The organism is Jannaschia pagri, from assembly GCF_019655435.1.
GTDB lineage: Bacteria > Pseudomonadota > Alphaproteobacteria > Rhodobacterales > Rhodobacteraceae > Jannaschia > Jannaschia pagri.
Window position 1 is genome coordinate 347,895 of sequence record NZ_BPFH01000004.1, and the last position, 15,035, is coordinate 362,929.

The following is a 15,035-nucleotide window of genomic DNA, read 5'->3' on the forward strand; positions in this document are numbered from 1 at the left end:
AAAACCGCATGACTGCGACTGCCATGCAATTGTCGCCCGATACCGATCTCGATTGGTGGAAGGGCGGCATCATCTATCAGATCTATCCGCGTTCCTTCCAGGACACGACCGGCGACGGCATCGGGGACCTGAACGGGATCACACAGCGGCTGCCCTATGTGGCGTCGCTGGGTGTGGATGCGATCTGGATTTCGCCGTTCTTTACCTCGCCCATGAAGGACTTCGGCTACGACGTCTGCGATTATCGCGACGTTGATCCGATGTTCGGCACGCTCGAGGATTTCGACCGCCTGATCGCCACGGCCCACCGTCTGGGCCTGCGCGTCATGATTGACCTGGTTCTGTCGCACACCTCAGACGCACACCCCTGGTTTCAGGAAAGCCGCAGCGACCGTTCCAACCCCAAGGCGGATTGGTACGTCTGGGCGGACCCGAAGCCCGACGGCACGCCGCCCAATAACTGGCTGTCGATCTTCGGAGGGCAGGGCTGGCACTGGGATGCGCGGCGGTTGCAGTATTACCTGCACAACTTCCTGTCGTCCCAGCCGGACCTGAATTTCCACAACCCGGACGTCCAAGACGCGCTGCTGGATGTGACGCGGTTCTGGCTCGATCGTGGCGTTGACGGCTTCCGCCTAGACACGATCAACTTTTACTTCGCCGATAAGGAGTTGCGCGACAACCCGGCCCTGCCGCCGGAAAAGCGCAACGCCACGATCGCGCCTGCGGTGAACCCCTATAACCACCAGGAACACCTCTATTCCAAGAACCAGCCAGAGAACTTGGATTTCCTGAAACGCTTCCGCGACCTGCTCGACGAATACCCTGGAACGGCGGCGGTCGGCGAAGTGGGCGACGCGCAGCTTGGGATGCAGTTGCTGGGGGAATACACCCGCGACGGGCAGGGCGTTCAAATGTGTTATGCCTTTGAGTTCCTCGCCGGTGATCTTTTGACCGCGCCGCGCGTGGTCGAGGTCTTTGACAAGTTGGAGACGGCTGCGCCCGATGGCTGGGCGTGCTGGGCGCTGTCCAACCATGACGTCACGCGGCACGTCACCCGGTGGAACTTGGACGAACAGGGCGCGCGCTGTTACGCGACGCTGCTGCAATGCCTGCGCGGGTCTGTCTGCCTGTATCAGGGCGAAGAGCTCGGCCTGAACGAAGCGCGCGTCGCCTACGAGGACCTGCAAGACCCCTATGGTATCGAGTTCTGGCCCGAGTACGTGGGCCGTGACGGATGTCGGACGCCCATGGTCTGGGAGGCGAGCAATCAGAACGGTGGCTTCTCGGAGGAGAAACCCTGGCTGCCCGTCGCCCATGAGCACTTGGGCAATGCCGTAGCTTTGCAAGAGGAGCGGGAGGATGCGCTGCTGCACCACTACCGCCGTGTCATTGCGATGCGGGCCAGCGAACCGGCCCTGCGCCAAGGCGAGCAGAGCCAGATGAAGGCCGACGGGGATCTGCTCCATTTCGTGCGCAGCGACGGCACAACGCGCTGGTTCTGCGCCTTCAACCTGGGCGGCGATGCGGCCAGCGTTCATCCGCCCGAAGGGGATTGGACCTTTGTGGAGGGGATCGGCGGCACCGATCCTGGCCGCGCAACCGGGGCAGGGGGGATGCGCCTGGGACCCTGGCAATACACGCTGTTGAAAAGCGCCTGACGACGTGTCGGGGCCCCTTCAGGCCCCGGCCAAAATACGGGAGGGAGAGACCGTGGCGAACCTGAAACTTACCGATGTGGCCAAGGTCTATGGCGGCCAGGTCGAGGTCCTCAAGGACATCAATCTGGACATCCAACAGGGCGAGTTGATCGTCTTTGTCGGACCCTCCGGCTGCGGCAAGTCGACGTTGCTGCGCATGATCGCAGGCCTGGAAAAGATCTCGGGCGGGACCCTCGAAATTGACGGCCAAGTCGTCAACGATGTCCCCCCGTCCGAGCGGGGGATCGCCATGGTCTTCCAGTCCTACGCGCTCTACCCCCATATGACAGTGCGCGAGAACATGCAGTTCGCGCTCAAGATCGCCAAGAAAAGCCAGGCCGAGATCGATGCGGCCGTCTCCCACGCTGCGGAAAAGCTCCAGCTAACGGAATACCTGGACCGCTTGCCCAAAGCCCTGTCGGGCGGTCAGCGCCAACGGGTGGCGATTGGCCGGTCCATCGTGCGCGACCCCAAGGTCTATCTTTTCGATGAGCCGCTCTCGAACCTCGACGCAGCCCTCCGGGTCGCCACCCGCATCGAAATCGCTCAACTCAAGGAGCAGATGCCCGAGAGCACGATGATTTATGTGACCCACGACCAGGTGGAGGCCATGACCCTGGCCAGCCGCATTGTCGTTCTGGACGCGCTCAAGGACAACGGTCACAAGTATTCCATCGCCCAGGTCGGCACGCCCCTGGAGCTCTACGAGACGCCCAACAGCGAGTTCGTCGCACGGTTCATCGGTTCGCCCGCCATGAACCTGTTGCCCGGCGAGATCGTCGCGACCGGCGAGACCACGACTGTCAAAACCGACGCGGGGGGCGGAACCTTCGTCTCGGCCATTCCGTCCAAGGCCGACGACATGGGCGCCAAGGTCAACATTGGGATTCGCCCCGAGGATGCGGTGGAAACCGAGGGACCGGATTACGCTTTCGCGGGCCAGGTTGAGGTCGAAGAGCGGTTGGGCGAGGTCACGCTGCTTTATTTCAAGCGGGTCACCCCCGAGGCCGACCCGGTCATCGCCAAACTGCCAGGCATTCACCCCAACCATCGCGGCCAGCGCATTCAACTGACGGCGGATCCGTCGAAGGTGCATATATTCCGGAACGGAATGTCTCTGCTTTACCGCTGACGGGTCACGGTTTCGCCGGAATGGGAGGGTCTCATAACGCCTAGGTCTATGTGAGGTTGCGTGTGATGAACCCCTTCAAAGGTAAAAGCCTCGGTGAAATCCACTACACCTTGTTGTGCGCCGTTGGCGTTGTCTATGCCTTTCAAAGCGCGCAGTGGGCGTGGAACATCGTAAAACGGCTCGGGTACCTCGACGATCCCGTTGGAGCGGCGATACCGCTTGCGATGCTGGCTCTGTCCTGCCTGCTTCCTCTCACTCTTGCTATGCGTCCGCTTATGCCACAGGCCATCCTTGCGCCATCTCGCTGGTTGCATCTTCCTGTGGTGATCGGCGCAGTTCTCTTATTCGGTGCGTCGGGCGAGTTCCTCGTCGTTCGCCAAGGCGTAATGGCCGGGCTACCGGTCGAGGCGTTCCAACCGCGGACGCCACCGTTCTTAGCAATCATGGGGATAGCATCGACGGTCGGCACCGTTGTCACAGCAATTCGCCTGATCCGCTCAGGAGGGGCGGGTGGTATCACGGCCGTCACCTCAGATACGGCCCCCCAGCCACGCGCGACGGGCGCCACATCCACGACATTGGAGAAGACGCATCTCATCTGCCTGCGCTTGGCTGGCGTGGCAATTTTTGGCGCTACGATCTACGGCGCAGCAACACAGCCCAACGCGTTGATGTTCCAGGTCGTTTCCGCTGTCTTGGGCCTCGGGGCCGCAGTCGTATGCCTGTCACCGCGCTGGACTCCTCAGGTTTTGGCACGCCCGCATCGGTGGTACCATTTCTTTGTTTGGACTTTTCTAAGTAGCCTTTTGCTCTTCTGCGCGCTGCTGCCCTACGTGTTTGGCGTCTATGGCTCGATCATCAGCGACGCCGCTGTCGCGTCCGAAGGGGGTCTTTCTACAGCACCTGGCGAAATTGCCGCGCTGACGAGGGCGGCCCTGACGACTGGCTCCGGGTTGTTGGCCTACGTTGCTGTATCCGTGCCGCTGACCCTAGCTTGGATCACGATGATCGCACTGCTATTCCAAAAGCCTACGATGGTGACGCAGCCTGCCAAGTTGCAGCCCCATACCGACCCGCGCCATGTCGAAACCCCGCCGGAGGAACGCAAGCCCGATATGTCCAAGGGCAAACTGCCGGAGCCCAAGCTGCCCTCCATCGGCGCGGCCATGAAGCTCTATATCGCGGCGGATTGGATTGTGATGCGGCTGCTCGGGGCGGGTCTGCTCTGGACGGGCTACGTCCTTTGGCAGTTGATCGAGGCGGAACGGTGGTCCCGTGTCGCTGCGCTCAGCTATGGGCAGAACCCGATGCATGCGCTCTATGCATATGCTGGGATCGGCGCGCTTATGGCGACGCCCTTCTTGCTACCGCGCTTCATCACGGCACCCCGTCATGTGGCCGGAGGGCTTTTGAAAGCAATGCTTCTGGTTGGTTCCGCGCTCGTCCTGCTGCCGATGCTGCATGTGGCCATCGAGCTCTACACGCCCGATCTCTACTGGGCGACGCTCCACGCGACGGTGCCAAGCGTCTTTAAGGGCGTGGCGGCTGTGGCGGTGACCTCGGCGCTGTTGATCAGCTTCTTCCGCCAGTTGGGATCGACGCCAAAGGTGGACTATAGCGGGAAGCCCGTGATGATCCTCTCCGGTCAACAGCTCAAAGATCTGAGGGACGCGCGCGCCAACCGCTGAAGATGTAGATGATGGCGCTGACCTACGCCTCGGGGAACCGGACCTTGCCGATGTAGGGCAGGTTTCGGTTCCTCTGGGCGTAGTCGATCCCATAACCCACGACAAATTCATCGGGGATCTCAAACCCGGTCCAAGTGGCCTTGATGTCGACCTCTCGCCGACTGGGCTTGTCCAACAGCGCGATCGTCTCCAGCCGCTCTGGTTCTCGCGATTGGAGCAGGGCCAGGACGTGGTGCAGGGTAAACCCCGTGTCGACGATATCCTCCACGACCAAGACATCGCGGCCACCGATTTCACCGCGTAAATCCTTGAGAATGCGCACTTCACGGCTGCTTTCCATGGCGTCGCCATAGCTGCTGGCTTCGAGGAAATCGACCTCAACGGGCAAGTCCAATTCCCGCACGAGGTCGGCAATAAAGACAAACGACCCGCGCAGAAGGCCCACGACGACCAGCTTGTCGGTGCCCGCGAACCGCGCCTCGATGTCGCGGGCCAAAGCTTCGATCCGGGCTGCGATGGCCTTGGCACTGATCATTTGGTCGATCACATAGGCTGCGGCCATTTTGACTCCCCCGGACCCTTGCGTCATCTGGGGCGTTACCACGAAGACCGTAGACCACCAAGGGGCCGCCATGCCGCGCCATTCTGAAAGCCGAGACCTCCCCTATACCGTTGAGCAGATGTACGACTTGGTTGCGGATGTTGCCAAATACCCCAAATTCCTGCCCTGGACCGCTGCCGCCCGCATCCGGTCGCGACAAGGCGGACCCGAAGGGGAGGTGATGCTGGCCGATCTGGTGATTTCTTTCAAAGTCTTCAGAGAGCAGTTCGGCTCCAAGGTCACGCTCTGGCCAGAAGAGAAGCGGATCGAGACGGAATACCTCGACGGCCCCTTCAGGCACCTGCAATCCGAATGGCGCTTTGAGCCGACCGACACCGGGTGCCGCGTGCACTTCTGGGTCGATTTCGAGTTCCGCAACGCCATTATCGGGCGCGTGGTCGGTGTGGTGTTCAACGAAGCCATGCAGCGCGTCGTGGCCGCCTTTGAGAAGCGGGCGAAAAAGCTCTACGCCTGAAGCGCACGCAGGATTAAGGCCAGGGCATGATCCCGCGCGGCGCGCCGGACGGCCTCTCGCCCGATAGCTCCGAAGTCGACCGTCTCCGTATGAACGCCCGCCGCAGTCGATAGGCCAAAGCAGACGCGCCCCTCGGGCTTGAACTCCGACCCGCCGGGTCCCGCGATCCCCGTGATGGAGACGGCGACGTCAACGGCTGCTCGGTCGCTGGCGCCTTGGGCCATTTCCGCAGCGACTGGTTCGGAGACGGCGCCATGGGTGTCCAACGTGGTCTTTTGCACGCCCAGGAGGTCCATTTTCGCCTGGTTCGAATAGGTCACCACGCCCCAGTGAAACACCGCCGAAGACCCCGGCAGGTCGGTGAGGGCAGCGGCGACCATCCCACCGGTGCAGCTCTCGGCAGTGGCGACGGTTCGACCTTGGGCCGCGCGGAGGATCTCGGCCGCGCTCATAGGTGCGCCACGGCGGCCAGAAGGATCACGCCAATGGCGGCTAAAACGCCAGCGACCGCATCGTCCAACATCACCCCGAGCGCGTCGGGGCGTTTGTCCATCCACCCCACCGGACCCGGCTTCCAGATGTCGAACAGCCGGAACAAAACAAAGGCTGCGATCCAACCGGGCCAGAGGCGTTCCACCTCCACACCCGCGCGGGCGGCGCCCCAAGCGAGCGGGAGGAGCGCAATCCATTGGCCTAGAACTTCGTCAATCACGACCTCGGAGGGGTCATGGTCACCGCTGCCGCGCGTCACCTGTTCCGTCGCCCAAAGCCCGACGGCGAAGATGACGGCAATGGCCAAGGTGAACGCGACGGGCCCGAGTTGCATCGCCACCCACCCCAAGGGCAGTGCCACAAGCGACCCCCACGTGCCGGGCGCCGGCCTCAGATGCCCAACGCCGCCTAAGGTCGCCACGGTACGCGCGATCATTTCGACACCAGCGCGACGGTCGCCTGACAGGCAATCCCTTCACCGCGCCCGGCAAATCCAAGCCGTTCAGTGGTCGTCGCCTTGACGGAAACGCGGTCCACCTCCAGCCCCATCAGATCGGCCACCCGCCCACGCATGGCCGCCGCATGGGGCCCAATCTTGGGCATTTCGCAGATCAGCGTGCAGTCCACGTTCGCAATGGCAAAGCCCCTAGATGCGGCCAGATCGACCGCGTGGCGGAGGAATTGCCCGCTTTCCGCGCCCTTCCATTGGGGATCAGACGGGGGAAAATGGGTCCCGATGTCGCCCTCGGCCAAGGCGCCGTAGACCGCGTCGGTGATCGTGTGCAGCCCCACATCGGCATCGGAATGCCCTTGCAGGCCGCGCCCATGGGGCACGCGCACACCGCAGAGCATCACATGGTCGCCGTCGCCAAACCGATGGACGTCGAACCCGTTCCCGACCCTGAAGTCCATGGTAGTCCTTTCTCGCATGTGCCGCTCTGCCCGGTCAAAATCGCCAGGGGTCGTGATCTTTAGATTGTCGTCGCTGCCCGGGGTGATGACAACCGGCAGACCATGGGCCCGGGCCACTTCGACGTCATCGGCGGCGTCGCCTTCGAACGCCGCATGGGCCGCGCGCAACGGCTGCGTATGAAACCCCTGGGGCGTCTGGGCGCGCCAAAGTCCCGAACGGTCCTGCGTTCCCTCAACGGTCGTGGCCCCGCGCCAAAGCGCATCCGTCACCGGCAGCGCCGGGGCTGCTGCTGGACCATGGGCCAACGCCGCGATGACCCCTTCGATCACATGGCGCGGGACCAGAGGCCGCGCGGCGTCGTGAATGAGCACCGTATCCGTGGTCACAGCTGCCAATCCAGCCCGAACCGATCCGCTCCGCGTCTGCGCCCCGTGGACCATTCGGACGCCTGGGCAGGCCGCCTCCGCTAAGGCCTTGTCGTCAGGGTGAATTACGAGGACCACGTCATCGACAAGCCCGTCAAAGGCTTGGATGCTGCGCGCAACAATGGGCCGACCGCCGAGGGGCCGATACTGCTTGGGTAGGCCGCCGCCCGCGCGGGTTCCACGCCCGGCGGCAACAATTAAGAGAGTTCGGTCGGAGGGGGCCATGGGCCAAAACTTTCAAATGGGTATCGCAAACGTGTCCTAGACCTGGGGTCCAGGGGTGACAACAGGATGGGCAAGGGGCTGGTGTTATGCCTCATTTATGGGCAAACGCTGAGTCATGGCGCAGTTCCCCCTGCGCGGTGCCTGCACTCGCGTCACGTAGGCGATATGACCAAACCGACTCTGCACAGGGTTTCAGCACGTGCTTGAAAAGACCGCAATTAACCTCGATCCTCGGCTCGCTTCCCTTGGGCTGACGTCCCCGGTTGCGCTTGCGCCGATGGCGGGGATCACGGACTTGCCCTTTCGCAAGCTCGTGCAACGCTTTGGCGCGGGATTGGTCGTCTCAGAAATGGTTGCAAGCCGCGAGATGGTCCAGGCCAAAAGGTCCGTGCGGGATCGCGCCGAAATTGGCGCGCGGGTCGAGGGGACGTCCGTCCAAATCGCAGGACGAGAGGCCCATTGGATGGCGGAAGCGGCGCGCATGCTCGAAGGGCAGGGCGCGCGCATCATAGACATCAACATGGGCTGTCCGGCGAAAAAGGTCGTTGGCGGCGCCTCCGGCTCCGCGTTGCTGCGGGACCATGATCACGCGATGACGCTGATCGAAGCGGTCGTGGGCGCGGTCTCCGTTCCTGTAACACTGAAAACCCGGCTCGGTTGGGATGAAGACAGTCTCAACACGGCGAGTTTGGCGGCACGCGCCGAAGCCGCTGGCATTCGCATGCTGACGATCCATGGGCGGACGCGGTGTCAGTTCTACAAGGGGCAGGCGGATTGGGACGCCGTTGGCGAAATCGTTGACGCGGTTAGTATTCCGGTTCTCGTGAATGGCGATATCACCGACGCGACCCGCGCGCGCCAGGCTCTGGCTGCTTCTGGCGCTGCTGGCGTTATGATCGGGCGCGGTGTCCAGGGGCGTCCCTGGATTTGTGCATCTGTCGCGGCCGATTTGTTGGGCACAGGCGCGCCGCAGCGTCCAACCTCCAGCGATCTCGTGGCGCTGATCTGCGGCTATTATGAGGACATGATTGCGTTTTACGGGCCCACTGGGGCCCGCTCGGCGCGCAAACACCTGGGTTGGTACATGGACGACGCAAGTACGCCCGCGCCTCTCCGACGCGAGGTGTTAACCGCGCCGCCCGAGGCTGTGCCATCGCTCCTGGCTGACGCGCTCAGCAGTCCCGAAAGGCAGGCGGCATGACGGAGACCGATGCCGTCTGGCAATCCCTGCCCATCCCGGCCTTCATCTTGGATCCCGAGGACCGCATTTTGACGGCCAATGGTCCGGCGGAGGGGTTCATGAATCGCTCTTCCAAGGCGTTAACAGGCGCATCCCTCCCGCAACTGATGACGGTCGAGGGCGGCCTTGTCCCGGCGACCACCCGCGTCCGGCGCAATGATGCGCCCCTGACGCTGCACGACACCAATGTGAAAATCGGTCCGGCCCCCGACCTACGCTGCGACGTCCACATTTCGCCGCTGGCCCAAGGTGTGCTGATCATGGTGGCGCCCCAAGATATTGCGGGCCGTGTAGATCGGGGCCATGGGTCGCGCACCGCCGCTCGATCCGCCATTGGCATGGCCGAAATGCTCGCCCATGAAATCAAGAACCCGCTGGCGGGGATTACTGGTGCTGCGCAACTGCTTAGCATGAACATCGGCGGAGAAGATCTTGAGCTTACAGAACTTATTGTCGCTGAAAGCCGTCGTATCGTAAAGTTGCTTGAACAGGTCGAACAGTTTGGCAACCTGCGCCCGCCACAGCATCGACCCGTTAACCTCCATGACGTCCTAGATCGCGCGCGGCGGTCCGCGATGGTCGGTTTTGCCGCCCATATGACGATAAACGAAGCCTACGATCCGTCGCTGCCACCGACATGGGGTGACCCTGACCAGCTACAGCAGGTCTTTCTGAACCTGCTCAAGAACGCGGCCCAGGTGTCTGGCCAGGGCGGCGCCATTACCATCCGAACGTTCTATGAGTTGTCGCTGAGGATTCGCCGACCTGATGGCTCGGGCGGGGCGGTTCCGCTGCAAGTGGAAATCATAGATGACGGGCCGGGCATTCCGCCGGAGATGATCGGAAGCCTATTTGAACCCTTCGTCTCCGGTCGGGAGAACGGAACCGGCCTTGGCTTAGCGCTCGTCGCTAAGATCGTTCACGAACATGACGGTTGGGTTTCGGTCGACAGCGTGCCAGGGCGCACGGTCTTTCGCCTCTCGTTGCCTTTGGTGCCGCGCGGCGCTCAACATGAAGAACGCCTCACAAGAGATTAAAAAGAAAGGAACGGAGCCATGGACGGGACAATTCTTGTCGCCGATGACGACCGGACAATCCGCACCGTTCTCACCCAGGCTTTAACTCGTGCCGGGTGTAAGGTGCACGCCACGTCCTCCCTGATGACGCTGATGCGTTGGGTTGAAGAGGGGAAGGGCGATCTCGTTATTTCAGACGTGATTATGCCGGATGGGAATGGGCTAGAGATGCTGCCAAGGATTGGCGCGGCGCGTCAGGGGCTGCCGGTGATCATCATCTCAGCCCAGAATACAATCATGACGGCGATCCAGGCGACCGAAGCCGATGCCTATGATTACCTGCCAAAGCCGTTTGACCTGCCCGATCTGATGAAACGCGCGGCTCGGGCCCTGGACCGGAAGAGCCAGGTTGTGACCCCGGTTGAGCCAAGCGAGGCCTCTGAGACGGATGATCTACCGCTGGTCGGTCGGACACCTCGGATGCAAGCCCTTTATCGGCTTGTCGCGCGGGTTATGAACACCGACTTGCCCGTGATGGTGACGGGTGAGAGTGGAACAGGTAAGTCGCTGATTGCACGTGCTATTCACGACTTCTCGGACCGTCGCACGCTTCCCTTTGTGACGGCCACGGGGGCGGATCTTGCGGGGTTCGATGGGCCTGCAGAGCTGCTCGCGCGGGTCAAAGGAGGATCGCTGCTGTTTGACGAGGTCGGTGATCTCGATGCTGAGGCGCAGGCGCGGGTCGTGCGCATGCTGGACACCCTGGACGGTGCTGGCCCCCGCATCATGGCGACCTCCCAATCGGACCTGACGAACCGGTTGGATGACGGGTTTCGGTCTGATTTGTATTATCGACTCGCTGGCGCCCAGATAGACGTTCCTGCCCTTCGCGAGCGTGTGGATGATATTCCGCTTCTGGCGGCCCACTTCCTGACCCGAGCCGAGCGCGAGGGCGCGAACCTGCGGCGGTTCAGCGATGAAGCGATGGGCCTGATCCGGTCCCATCCCTGGCCGGGAAATGTCAGACAATTGGAAAACACGGTGCGCCGGTTGGTTGCAACAAGTCCGGCCGAAGAAATCGCCCGTTCTGAGGTCGAGGCCGTCGTCGGCATGGTGCCGACCAACCTTGGCCCGCGCACTTTGGCGGCAACGGATGATTTGTCCGATGCGGTTGAAAAGCACTTGCGGCGCTATTTCGACCTACAGGGCGGGCAGTTACCGCCCCCGGGTCTGTACCAACGGGTGCTCCGTGACGTTGAAGGCCCCTTGATCGAGATTGCCTTGGACGCAACGGGCGGCAATCAGGCGAAATGTGCCGATTTGCTCGGGATCAACCGCAATACGTTGCGCAAGAAGATCACTGACCTCGATATTCTCGTGACACGGCGCCGCAAATTGATGTAGATTGGCAACAACGTTGCAGATTGGGAACAACCCAGCGAGACAACGTGCGGTAAGACATTGAGAACGGGGCAATCGTGCGCTCATCGACATTTTCCGAGCGCCTGCTGCGCTCGGTCCTGTGGGGCGAGCGGCGGGAGGCGGCCGTATGGCTTTCTGGTGCGCTGGTCGTGCTCGGACCCGTACTTGTTGCGGTCACATTCCTGGTGCTGGGTGGACGGATTTCTGGCGGGGGGCAGACGGCACTCCGCGCGATCCTGCTGGCGGATCTTGTTTATATTCTGCTTATTACAGGACTGGTTGTCCGCCGTGTCGCCGCCATCATCGCAGCCCGCCGCGCGCGATCTGCGGGCTCGAAACTTCACCTTCGTTTAACGGGCGTTTTCACGGGCATGGCGCTTGTCCCCACGATCCTTGTGGCTGTGTTCGCGACGATCACCATCAATATGGGGCTAGAGGGGTGGTTTTCTGACCGGGTTCGGAACGCCCTCGGAAACTCGGTGCTCGCCGCGCAGGCCTACGCGCAGGAGCATCGCGACGACCTGGAGCAGGATACCCGCGGGCTGGCCGGCTATCTGAACGTTGCGAAACGCGCGAGCTTTTTCATGACAGACGGCGACCTGCGCCAAGTGTTGGCCCAGGGCCAGGATTTGGTGCAGCGAGGATTGCAGGAGGCCTTTGTCATTGACGGTCTTGGTGAGATCCGCGCTCGGGGCGACCGCAGCTATCTTTTCGACTTCGAAGGGGTGACGGAAGCAGACCTAGATCGTGCCCGGACTGGTGAGGTTGTCATAATAGAAGACAAGGACGTCAATGAGTTCCGCGCCCTTCTTCAACTGACCGCCTATGCGGATCGATTTCTCTACGTGACACGAGAAGTCGACGGATCAATCCTGCAACTTTTGGACGAAACCCAGGAAACCGCGAAGCTGTACCAGACGCTGGAGCAAGACAGGGGGCGGCTGTTGTTTGATTTCGGCGTCCTCTATCTGAGTTTCGCAGTGATCCTTGTCTTGGCCGCGACCTGGGCGGGCCTCTGGATTGCTGAACGGTTGTCCATGCCCGTGGGTCAACTCGCGGGGGCCGCCCAACGGGTCGGGCAGGGGGATCTGGACGTGCGCGTCACCGAAGAAAGCGGTGACGATGAAATCGCCATGTTGGGCCGCATTTTCAATCAGATGACCCGTCAACTTAAGGGCCAACGGGACGCGCTTGTGGAGACCAACACGCAGACCGAGCGGCGGCGGCGTCTGTTCGACAGTGTGCTTGGCTCCGTCACAGCGGGTGTGATCGGTCTCGACGCGGAGGGGCGGATTGATTTCACCAACCGGTCGGCGCAACGCATGCTGCAGGTGAATGGGGACCGTCATTACGGAGATCCTCTGGATCAGATGGTGCCCGAATACGGTGACCTGCTTGAGAAGTTGCGAAACGGGCGCCTGGAAACCGTTCAAGAAGAGGTTCGGCTGGTCCGGAACGGAAAGCTGGAAAACCTTCTGGTGCGGATCGCCAAACGCACGGGAACAGATGGTGTTCTCGAAGGCTACGTTGTGGCCTTTGATGACGTGACGGACCTCGTCAGCGCTCAGCGGATGGCCGCATGGGGGGATGTGGCCCGCCGGATTGCCCATGAAATCAAGAATCCGCTGACGCCCATCCAACTGTCTGCGGAACGCGTCAAACGCCGTTTTGGCCGGGAGTTGCCGGAGGAAAGCGCCGCGAAGTTGGCTGAACTGACGGACGTTATAGTTAGGCAGGCCGGTGATCTTCGCCGGATCGTCGATGAGTTCAGCAAGTTCGCCCGTATGCCGGAACCAGATCGGCGTCCCCAAGATGTGGCCGACCTCCTGCGCGAAATAGTTGTTCTGCAACGTGCGGCTTTGGAGCCTGTGAGCCTCTCCGCGACAATCCCAGACAGTCCTGCGGTGGCGGAGATCGACACGACCATGATGCGTCAGGCGTTCACCAATCTTGTGAAGAACGCCGGGGAAGCGATTGAAACACGGTCGGAAACCGTTTCCGACTTCGAGAAGCGGGTGTCTGTTTCGCTGACCGTGGATGCTTCGTCCATCTGCATCGAAATTGCAGATACGGGCGTTGGGCTGCCTGCGGATCGGGCGCGCTTGTTCGAGCCCTATGTCACGACGCGCGACAAGGGCACTGGGCTGGGGCTGCCCATCGTTAAGAAAATCATCGAAGACCATGGGGGCACGCTGGAGCTGCGCGACGCAGACCCGGATGCCTCCGGACATAAAGGCGCGGCGGCGATCATTCGACTGCCGCGCACAGAGGAGGCATAGATATTATGGGCGATATTCTGATCACCGACGACGAGGCCGACATTCGCGGCCTTATCTCCGATATTTTGGAGGACGAAGGCTATAGTTGCCGCACTGCGGGCAGTGCGAAGACCTGTATGGATGCGATCGAGGCCGAGGCGCCGAGCCTCATGATCCTCGATATTTGGTTAAAAGACAGTGACATGGACGGGATCGATATCCTGAAGTCGGTCCGTCGCACCCATCCAGATATCCCGATCATCATCATTTCAGGGCATGGGAATATCGAGATTGCCGTCGCGGCCATTAAGCAGGGGGCCTACGACTACATCGAAAAGCCCTTCAATATCGATCAACTGATGGTCGTGGTCGGGCGCGCCATGGAGGCGTCTCGCCTTCGGCATGAAAACAGCGAACTGCGCCGAAAAGATGCCTCTGCCGCCGAGATGATTGGTCAGAGTGCGGCCTATAAAGGTTTGGTGTCGCAGCTGAAAAAGGTGATGAATTCCAACGGCCGCGTCATGCTCACGGGGCCTGCGGGCGCCGGGAAAGAGGTCGCTGCGCGATACATCCACGCCAATTCCAACCGCGCCTCCGGCCCGTTCGTCACGGTTTCGTCTGCCAGTGTTGAGCCCGAGCGCATGGAGACGGTGCTGTTTGGTCGCGAAAGCCCCGAGAAGGGCGTTGAACCCGGCCTCCTGGAGCAAGCCCATGAAGGGGTCGTCTACTTTGACGAAGTCGCGGATATGCCGCTGGGCACCCAGTCCAAAATCCTTCGCGTCCTTGTAGAGCAGGCGTTTCAGCGGGTCGGGGGCCAAGAAAAGGTTCGTGTGGACTTACGCGTTATTTCCTCCACCAACCGCGATTTGGAAGGGGAAATCAGGGCAGGGCGGTTCCGTGAGGAATTGTATCACCGTCTGAATGTGGTCCCGATTGCGGTGCCGTCGTTGGAGGACCGTCGTGACGACATTCCGTTTTTGGCGGCGCATTTTATCCAGGCCCTGAACAAGGCGCAGGGGCTGCCCCTGCGGGATCTGAGCGAGGAGACGCGCGCGTTGTTGCAGACGATGCGCTGGCCCGGAAATGTCAGACAATTGCGGAATGTGATTGAGCGGGTGTTGATCCTCGGTGATGGCACTGGCCCCATCGAGCCGTCCGAACTGCCAAGCCCGTCCGACGGCGGGGGTGACAGTGGTGAGATGACGCTGACCGGAAGTTTGGCCAGCCTGCCATTGCGTGATGCTCGTGAGCTGTTTGAACGACAGTATCTGATGACACAGATCAATCGTTTCGGCGGCAATATCAGCCGAACCGCCAGCTTTGTCGGCATGGAACGGTCAGCCCTGCACCGTAAGCTGAAGTCCCTTGGGGTCGTCACAAGCGCGCGGGGTGGCGCCCGCGTCGCCCGGGTGGATGACTGATTACTCTGGTTTTGCCAGGTGCCCGTT

13 protein-coding genes are annotated in these 15,035 nt (G+C 61.6%); 9 read left to right on the forward strand and 4 right to left on the reverse strand.

What is annotated here, in order from left to right:
• Window positions 1-8 precede the first annotated feature (8 nt).
• The 3 genes from K5R33_RS12600 (at window position 9) to K5R33_RS12610 (ending at window position 4,520) form a co-directional block, all read left to right on the forward strand.
• On the forward strand, window positions 9-1,661 hold the full coding sequence (locus K5R33_RS12600; RefSeq protein ID WP_220749395.1) for an alpha-amylase family glycosyl hydrolase: 1,653 nt from the start codon (window positions 9-11) through the stop codon (window positions 1,659-1,661).
• A gap of 52 nt (window positions 1,662-1,713) precedes the next feature.
• Window positions 1,714-2,832, forward strand: a complete 1,119-nt coding sequence (locus K5R33_RS12605) for an ABC transporter ATP-binding protein (RefSeq protein WP_220749396.1) — start codon at window positions 1,714-1,716, stop codon at window positions 2,830-2,832.
• A gap of 65 nt (window positions 2,833-2,897) precedes the next feature.
• Window positions 2,898-4,520, forward strand: coding sequence for a hypothetical protein (locus K5R33_RS12610; RefSeq protein ID WP_220749397.1), 1,623 nt, complete (start codon window positions 2,898-2,900; stop codon window positions 4,518-4,520).
• A gap of 22 nt (window positions 4,521-4,542) precedes the next feature.
• Here K5R33_RS12610 and hpt read toward each other — a convergent pair whose 3' ends face one another.
• Window positions 4,543-5,082, reverse strand: coding sequence for a hypoxanthine phosphoribosyltransferase (gene hpt / locus K5R33_RS12615; protein ID WP_220749398.1), 540 nt, complete (start codon window positions 5,080-5,082; stop codon window positions 4,543-4,545).
• Window positions 5,083-5,152: 70 nt separating this feature from the next.
• Here hpt and K5R33_RS12620 point away from each other — a divergent pair, with 70 nt between their 5' ends.
• Window positions 5,153-5,596, forward strand: coding sequence for a type II toxin-antitoxin system RatA family toxin (locus tag K5R33_RS12620; protein ID WP_220749399.1), 444 nt, complete (start codon window positions 5,153-5,155; stop codon window positions 5,594-5,596).
• Here the strand turns inward: K5R33_RS12620 and K5R33_RS12625 are convergent.
• From K5R33_RS12625 to K5R33_RS12635, 3 genes are read right to left on the reverse strand one after another with little or no spacing between them, the layout of a single operon-like run.
• Window positions 5,587-6,048: a CinA family protein gene (locus K5R33_RS12625; protein WP_220749400.1), complete on the reverse strand. Its 462-nt coding sequence runs from the start codon at window positions 6,046-6,048 to the stop codon at window positions 5,587-5,589. The two genes, K5R33_RS12620 and K5R33_RS12625, sit on opposite strands and share 10 nt — an antisense overlap.
• Window positions 6,045-6,524: a phosphatidylglycerophosphatase A family protein gene (locus K5R33_RS12630; RefSeq protein WP_220749401.1), complete on the reverse strand. Its 480-nt coding sequence runs from the start codon at window positions 6,522-6,524 to the stop codon at window positions 6,045-6,047. Before K5R33_RS12630 ends, K5R33_RS12625 begins: the two co-directional genes overlap by 4 nt.
• Window positions 6,521-7,651: a bifunctional 2-C-methyl-D-erythritol 4-phosphate cytidylyltransferase/2-C-methyl-D-erythritol 2,4-cyclodiphosphate synthase gene (locus K5R33_RS12635; RefSeq protein WP_220749402.1), complete on the reverse strand. Its 1,131-nt coding sequence runs from the start codon at window positions 7,649-7,651 to the stop codon at window positions 6,521-6,523. The genes K5R33_RS12630 and K5R33_RS12635 overlap by 4 nt, the downstream gene beginning before the upstream one ends.
• 199 nt (window positions 7,652-7,850) lie before the next feature.
• On the opposite strand from K5R33_RS12635, the gene dusB reads away from it, so the two are divergent.
• From dusB to ntrX, 5 genes are all read left to right on the forward strand, one after another.
• Entirely contained in the window at window positions 7,851-8,852 is a 1,002-nt protein-coding gene (gene dusB / locus K5R33_RS12640; protein WP_255576377.1) for a tRNA dihydrouridine synthase DusB, read from the forward strand.
• Window positions 8,849-9,928: a two-component system sensor histidine kinase NtrB gene (locus K5R33_RS12645; RefSeq protein WP_220749403.1), complete on the forward strand. Its 1,080-nt coding sequence runs from the start codon at window positions 8,849-8,851 to the stop codon at window positions 9,926-9,928. Before dusB ends, K5R33_RS12645 begins: the two co-directional genes overlap by 4 nt.
• An 18-nt stretch (window positions 9,929-9,946) precedes the next feature.
• On the forward strand, window positions 9,947-11,311 hold the full coding sequence (locus tag K5R33_RS12650; RefSeq protein WP_220749404.1) for a response regulator: 1,365 nt from the start codon (window positions 9,947-9,949) through the stop codon (window positions 11,309-11,311).
• Window positions 11,312-11,385: 74 nt separating this feature from the next.
• Complete coding sequence (locus K5R33_RS12655; protein ID WP_373314172.1) at window positions 11,386-13,608, forward strand: sensor histidine kinase NtrY-like; 2,223 nt, start codon at window positions 11,386-11,388, stop codon at window positions 13,606-13,608.
• A gap of 5 nt (window positions 13,609-13,613) precedes the next feature.
• Entirely contained in the window at window positions 13,614-15,008 is a 1,395-nt protein-coding gene (gene ntrX / locus K5R33_RS12660; protein WP_305067754.1) for a nitrogen assimilation response regulator NtrX, read from the forward strand.
• The last annotated feature ends 27 nt before the right edge of the window (window positions 15,009-15,035 follow it).

Coding starts and splice junctions, on each gene's coding strand:
- K5R33_RS12600 (WP_220749395.1), top strand. CDS start 9: ATGACTGCGACTGCCATGCAATTGTCGCCCGATACCGATCTCGATTGG.
- K5R33_RS12610 (WP_220749397.1), top strand. CDS start 2,898: ATGAACCCCTTCAAAGGTAAAAGCCTCGGTGAAATCCACTACACCTTG.
- hpt (WP_220749398.1), bottom strand. CDS start 5,082: ATGGCCGCAGCCTATGTGATCGACCAAATGATCAGTGCCAAGGCCATC.
- K5R33_RS12620 (WP_220749399.1), top strand. CDS start 5,153: ATGCCGCGCCATTCTGAAAGCCGAGACCTCCCCTATACCGTTGAGCAG.
- K5R33_RS12625 (WP_220749400.1), bottom strand. CDS start 6,048: ATGAGCGCGGCCGAGATCCTCCGCGCGGCCCAAGGTCGAACCGTCGCC.
- K5R33_RS12630 (WP_220749401.1), bottom strand. CDS start 6,524: ATGATCGCGCGTACCGTGGCGACCTTAGGCGGCGTTGGGCATCTGAGG.
- K5R33_RS12635 (WP_220749402.1), bottom strand. CDS start 7,651: ATGGCCCCCTCCGACCGAACTCTCTTAATTGTTGCCGCCGGGCGTGGA.
- K5R33_RS12645 (WP_220749403.1), top strand. CDS start 8,849: ATGACGGAGACCGATGCCGTCTGGCAATCCCTGCCCATCCCGGCCTTC.
- K5R33_RS12650 (WP_220749404.1), top strand. CDS start 9,947: ATGGACGGGACAATTCTTGTCGCCGATGACGACCGGACAATCCGCACC.
- ntrX (WP_305067754.1), top strand. CDS start 13,614: ATGGGCGATATTCTGATCACCGACGACGAGGCCGACATTCGCGGCCTT.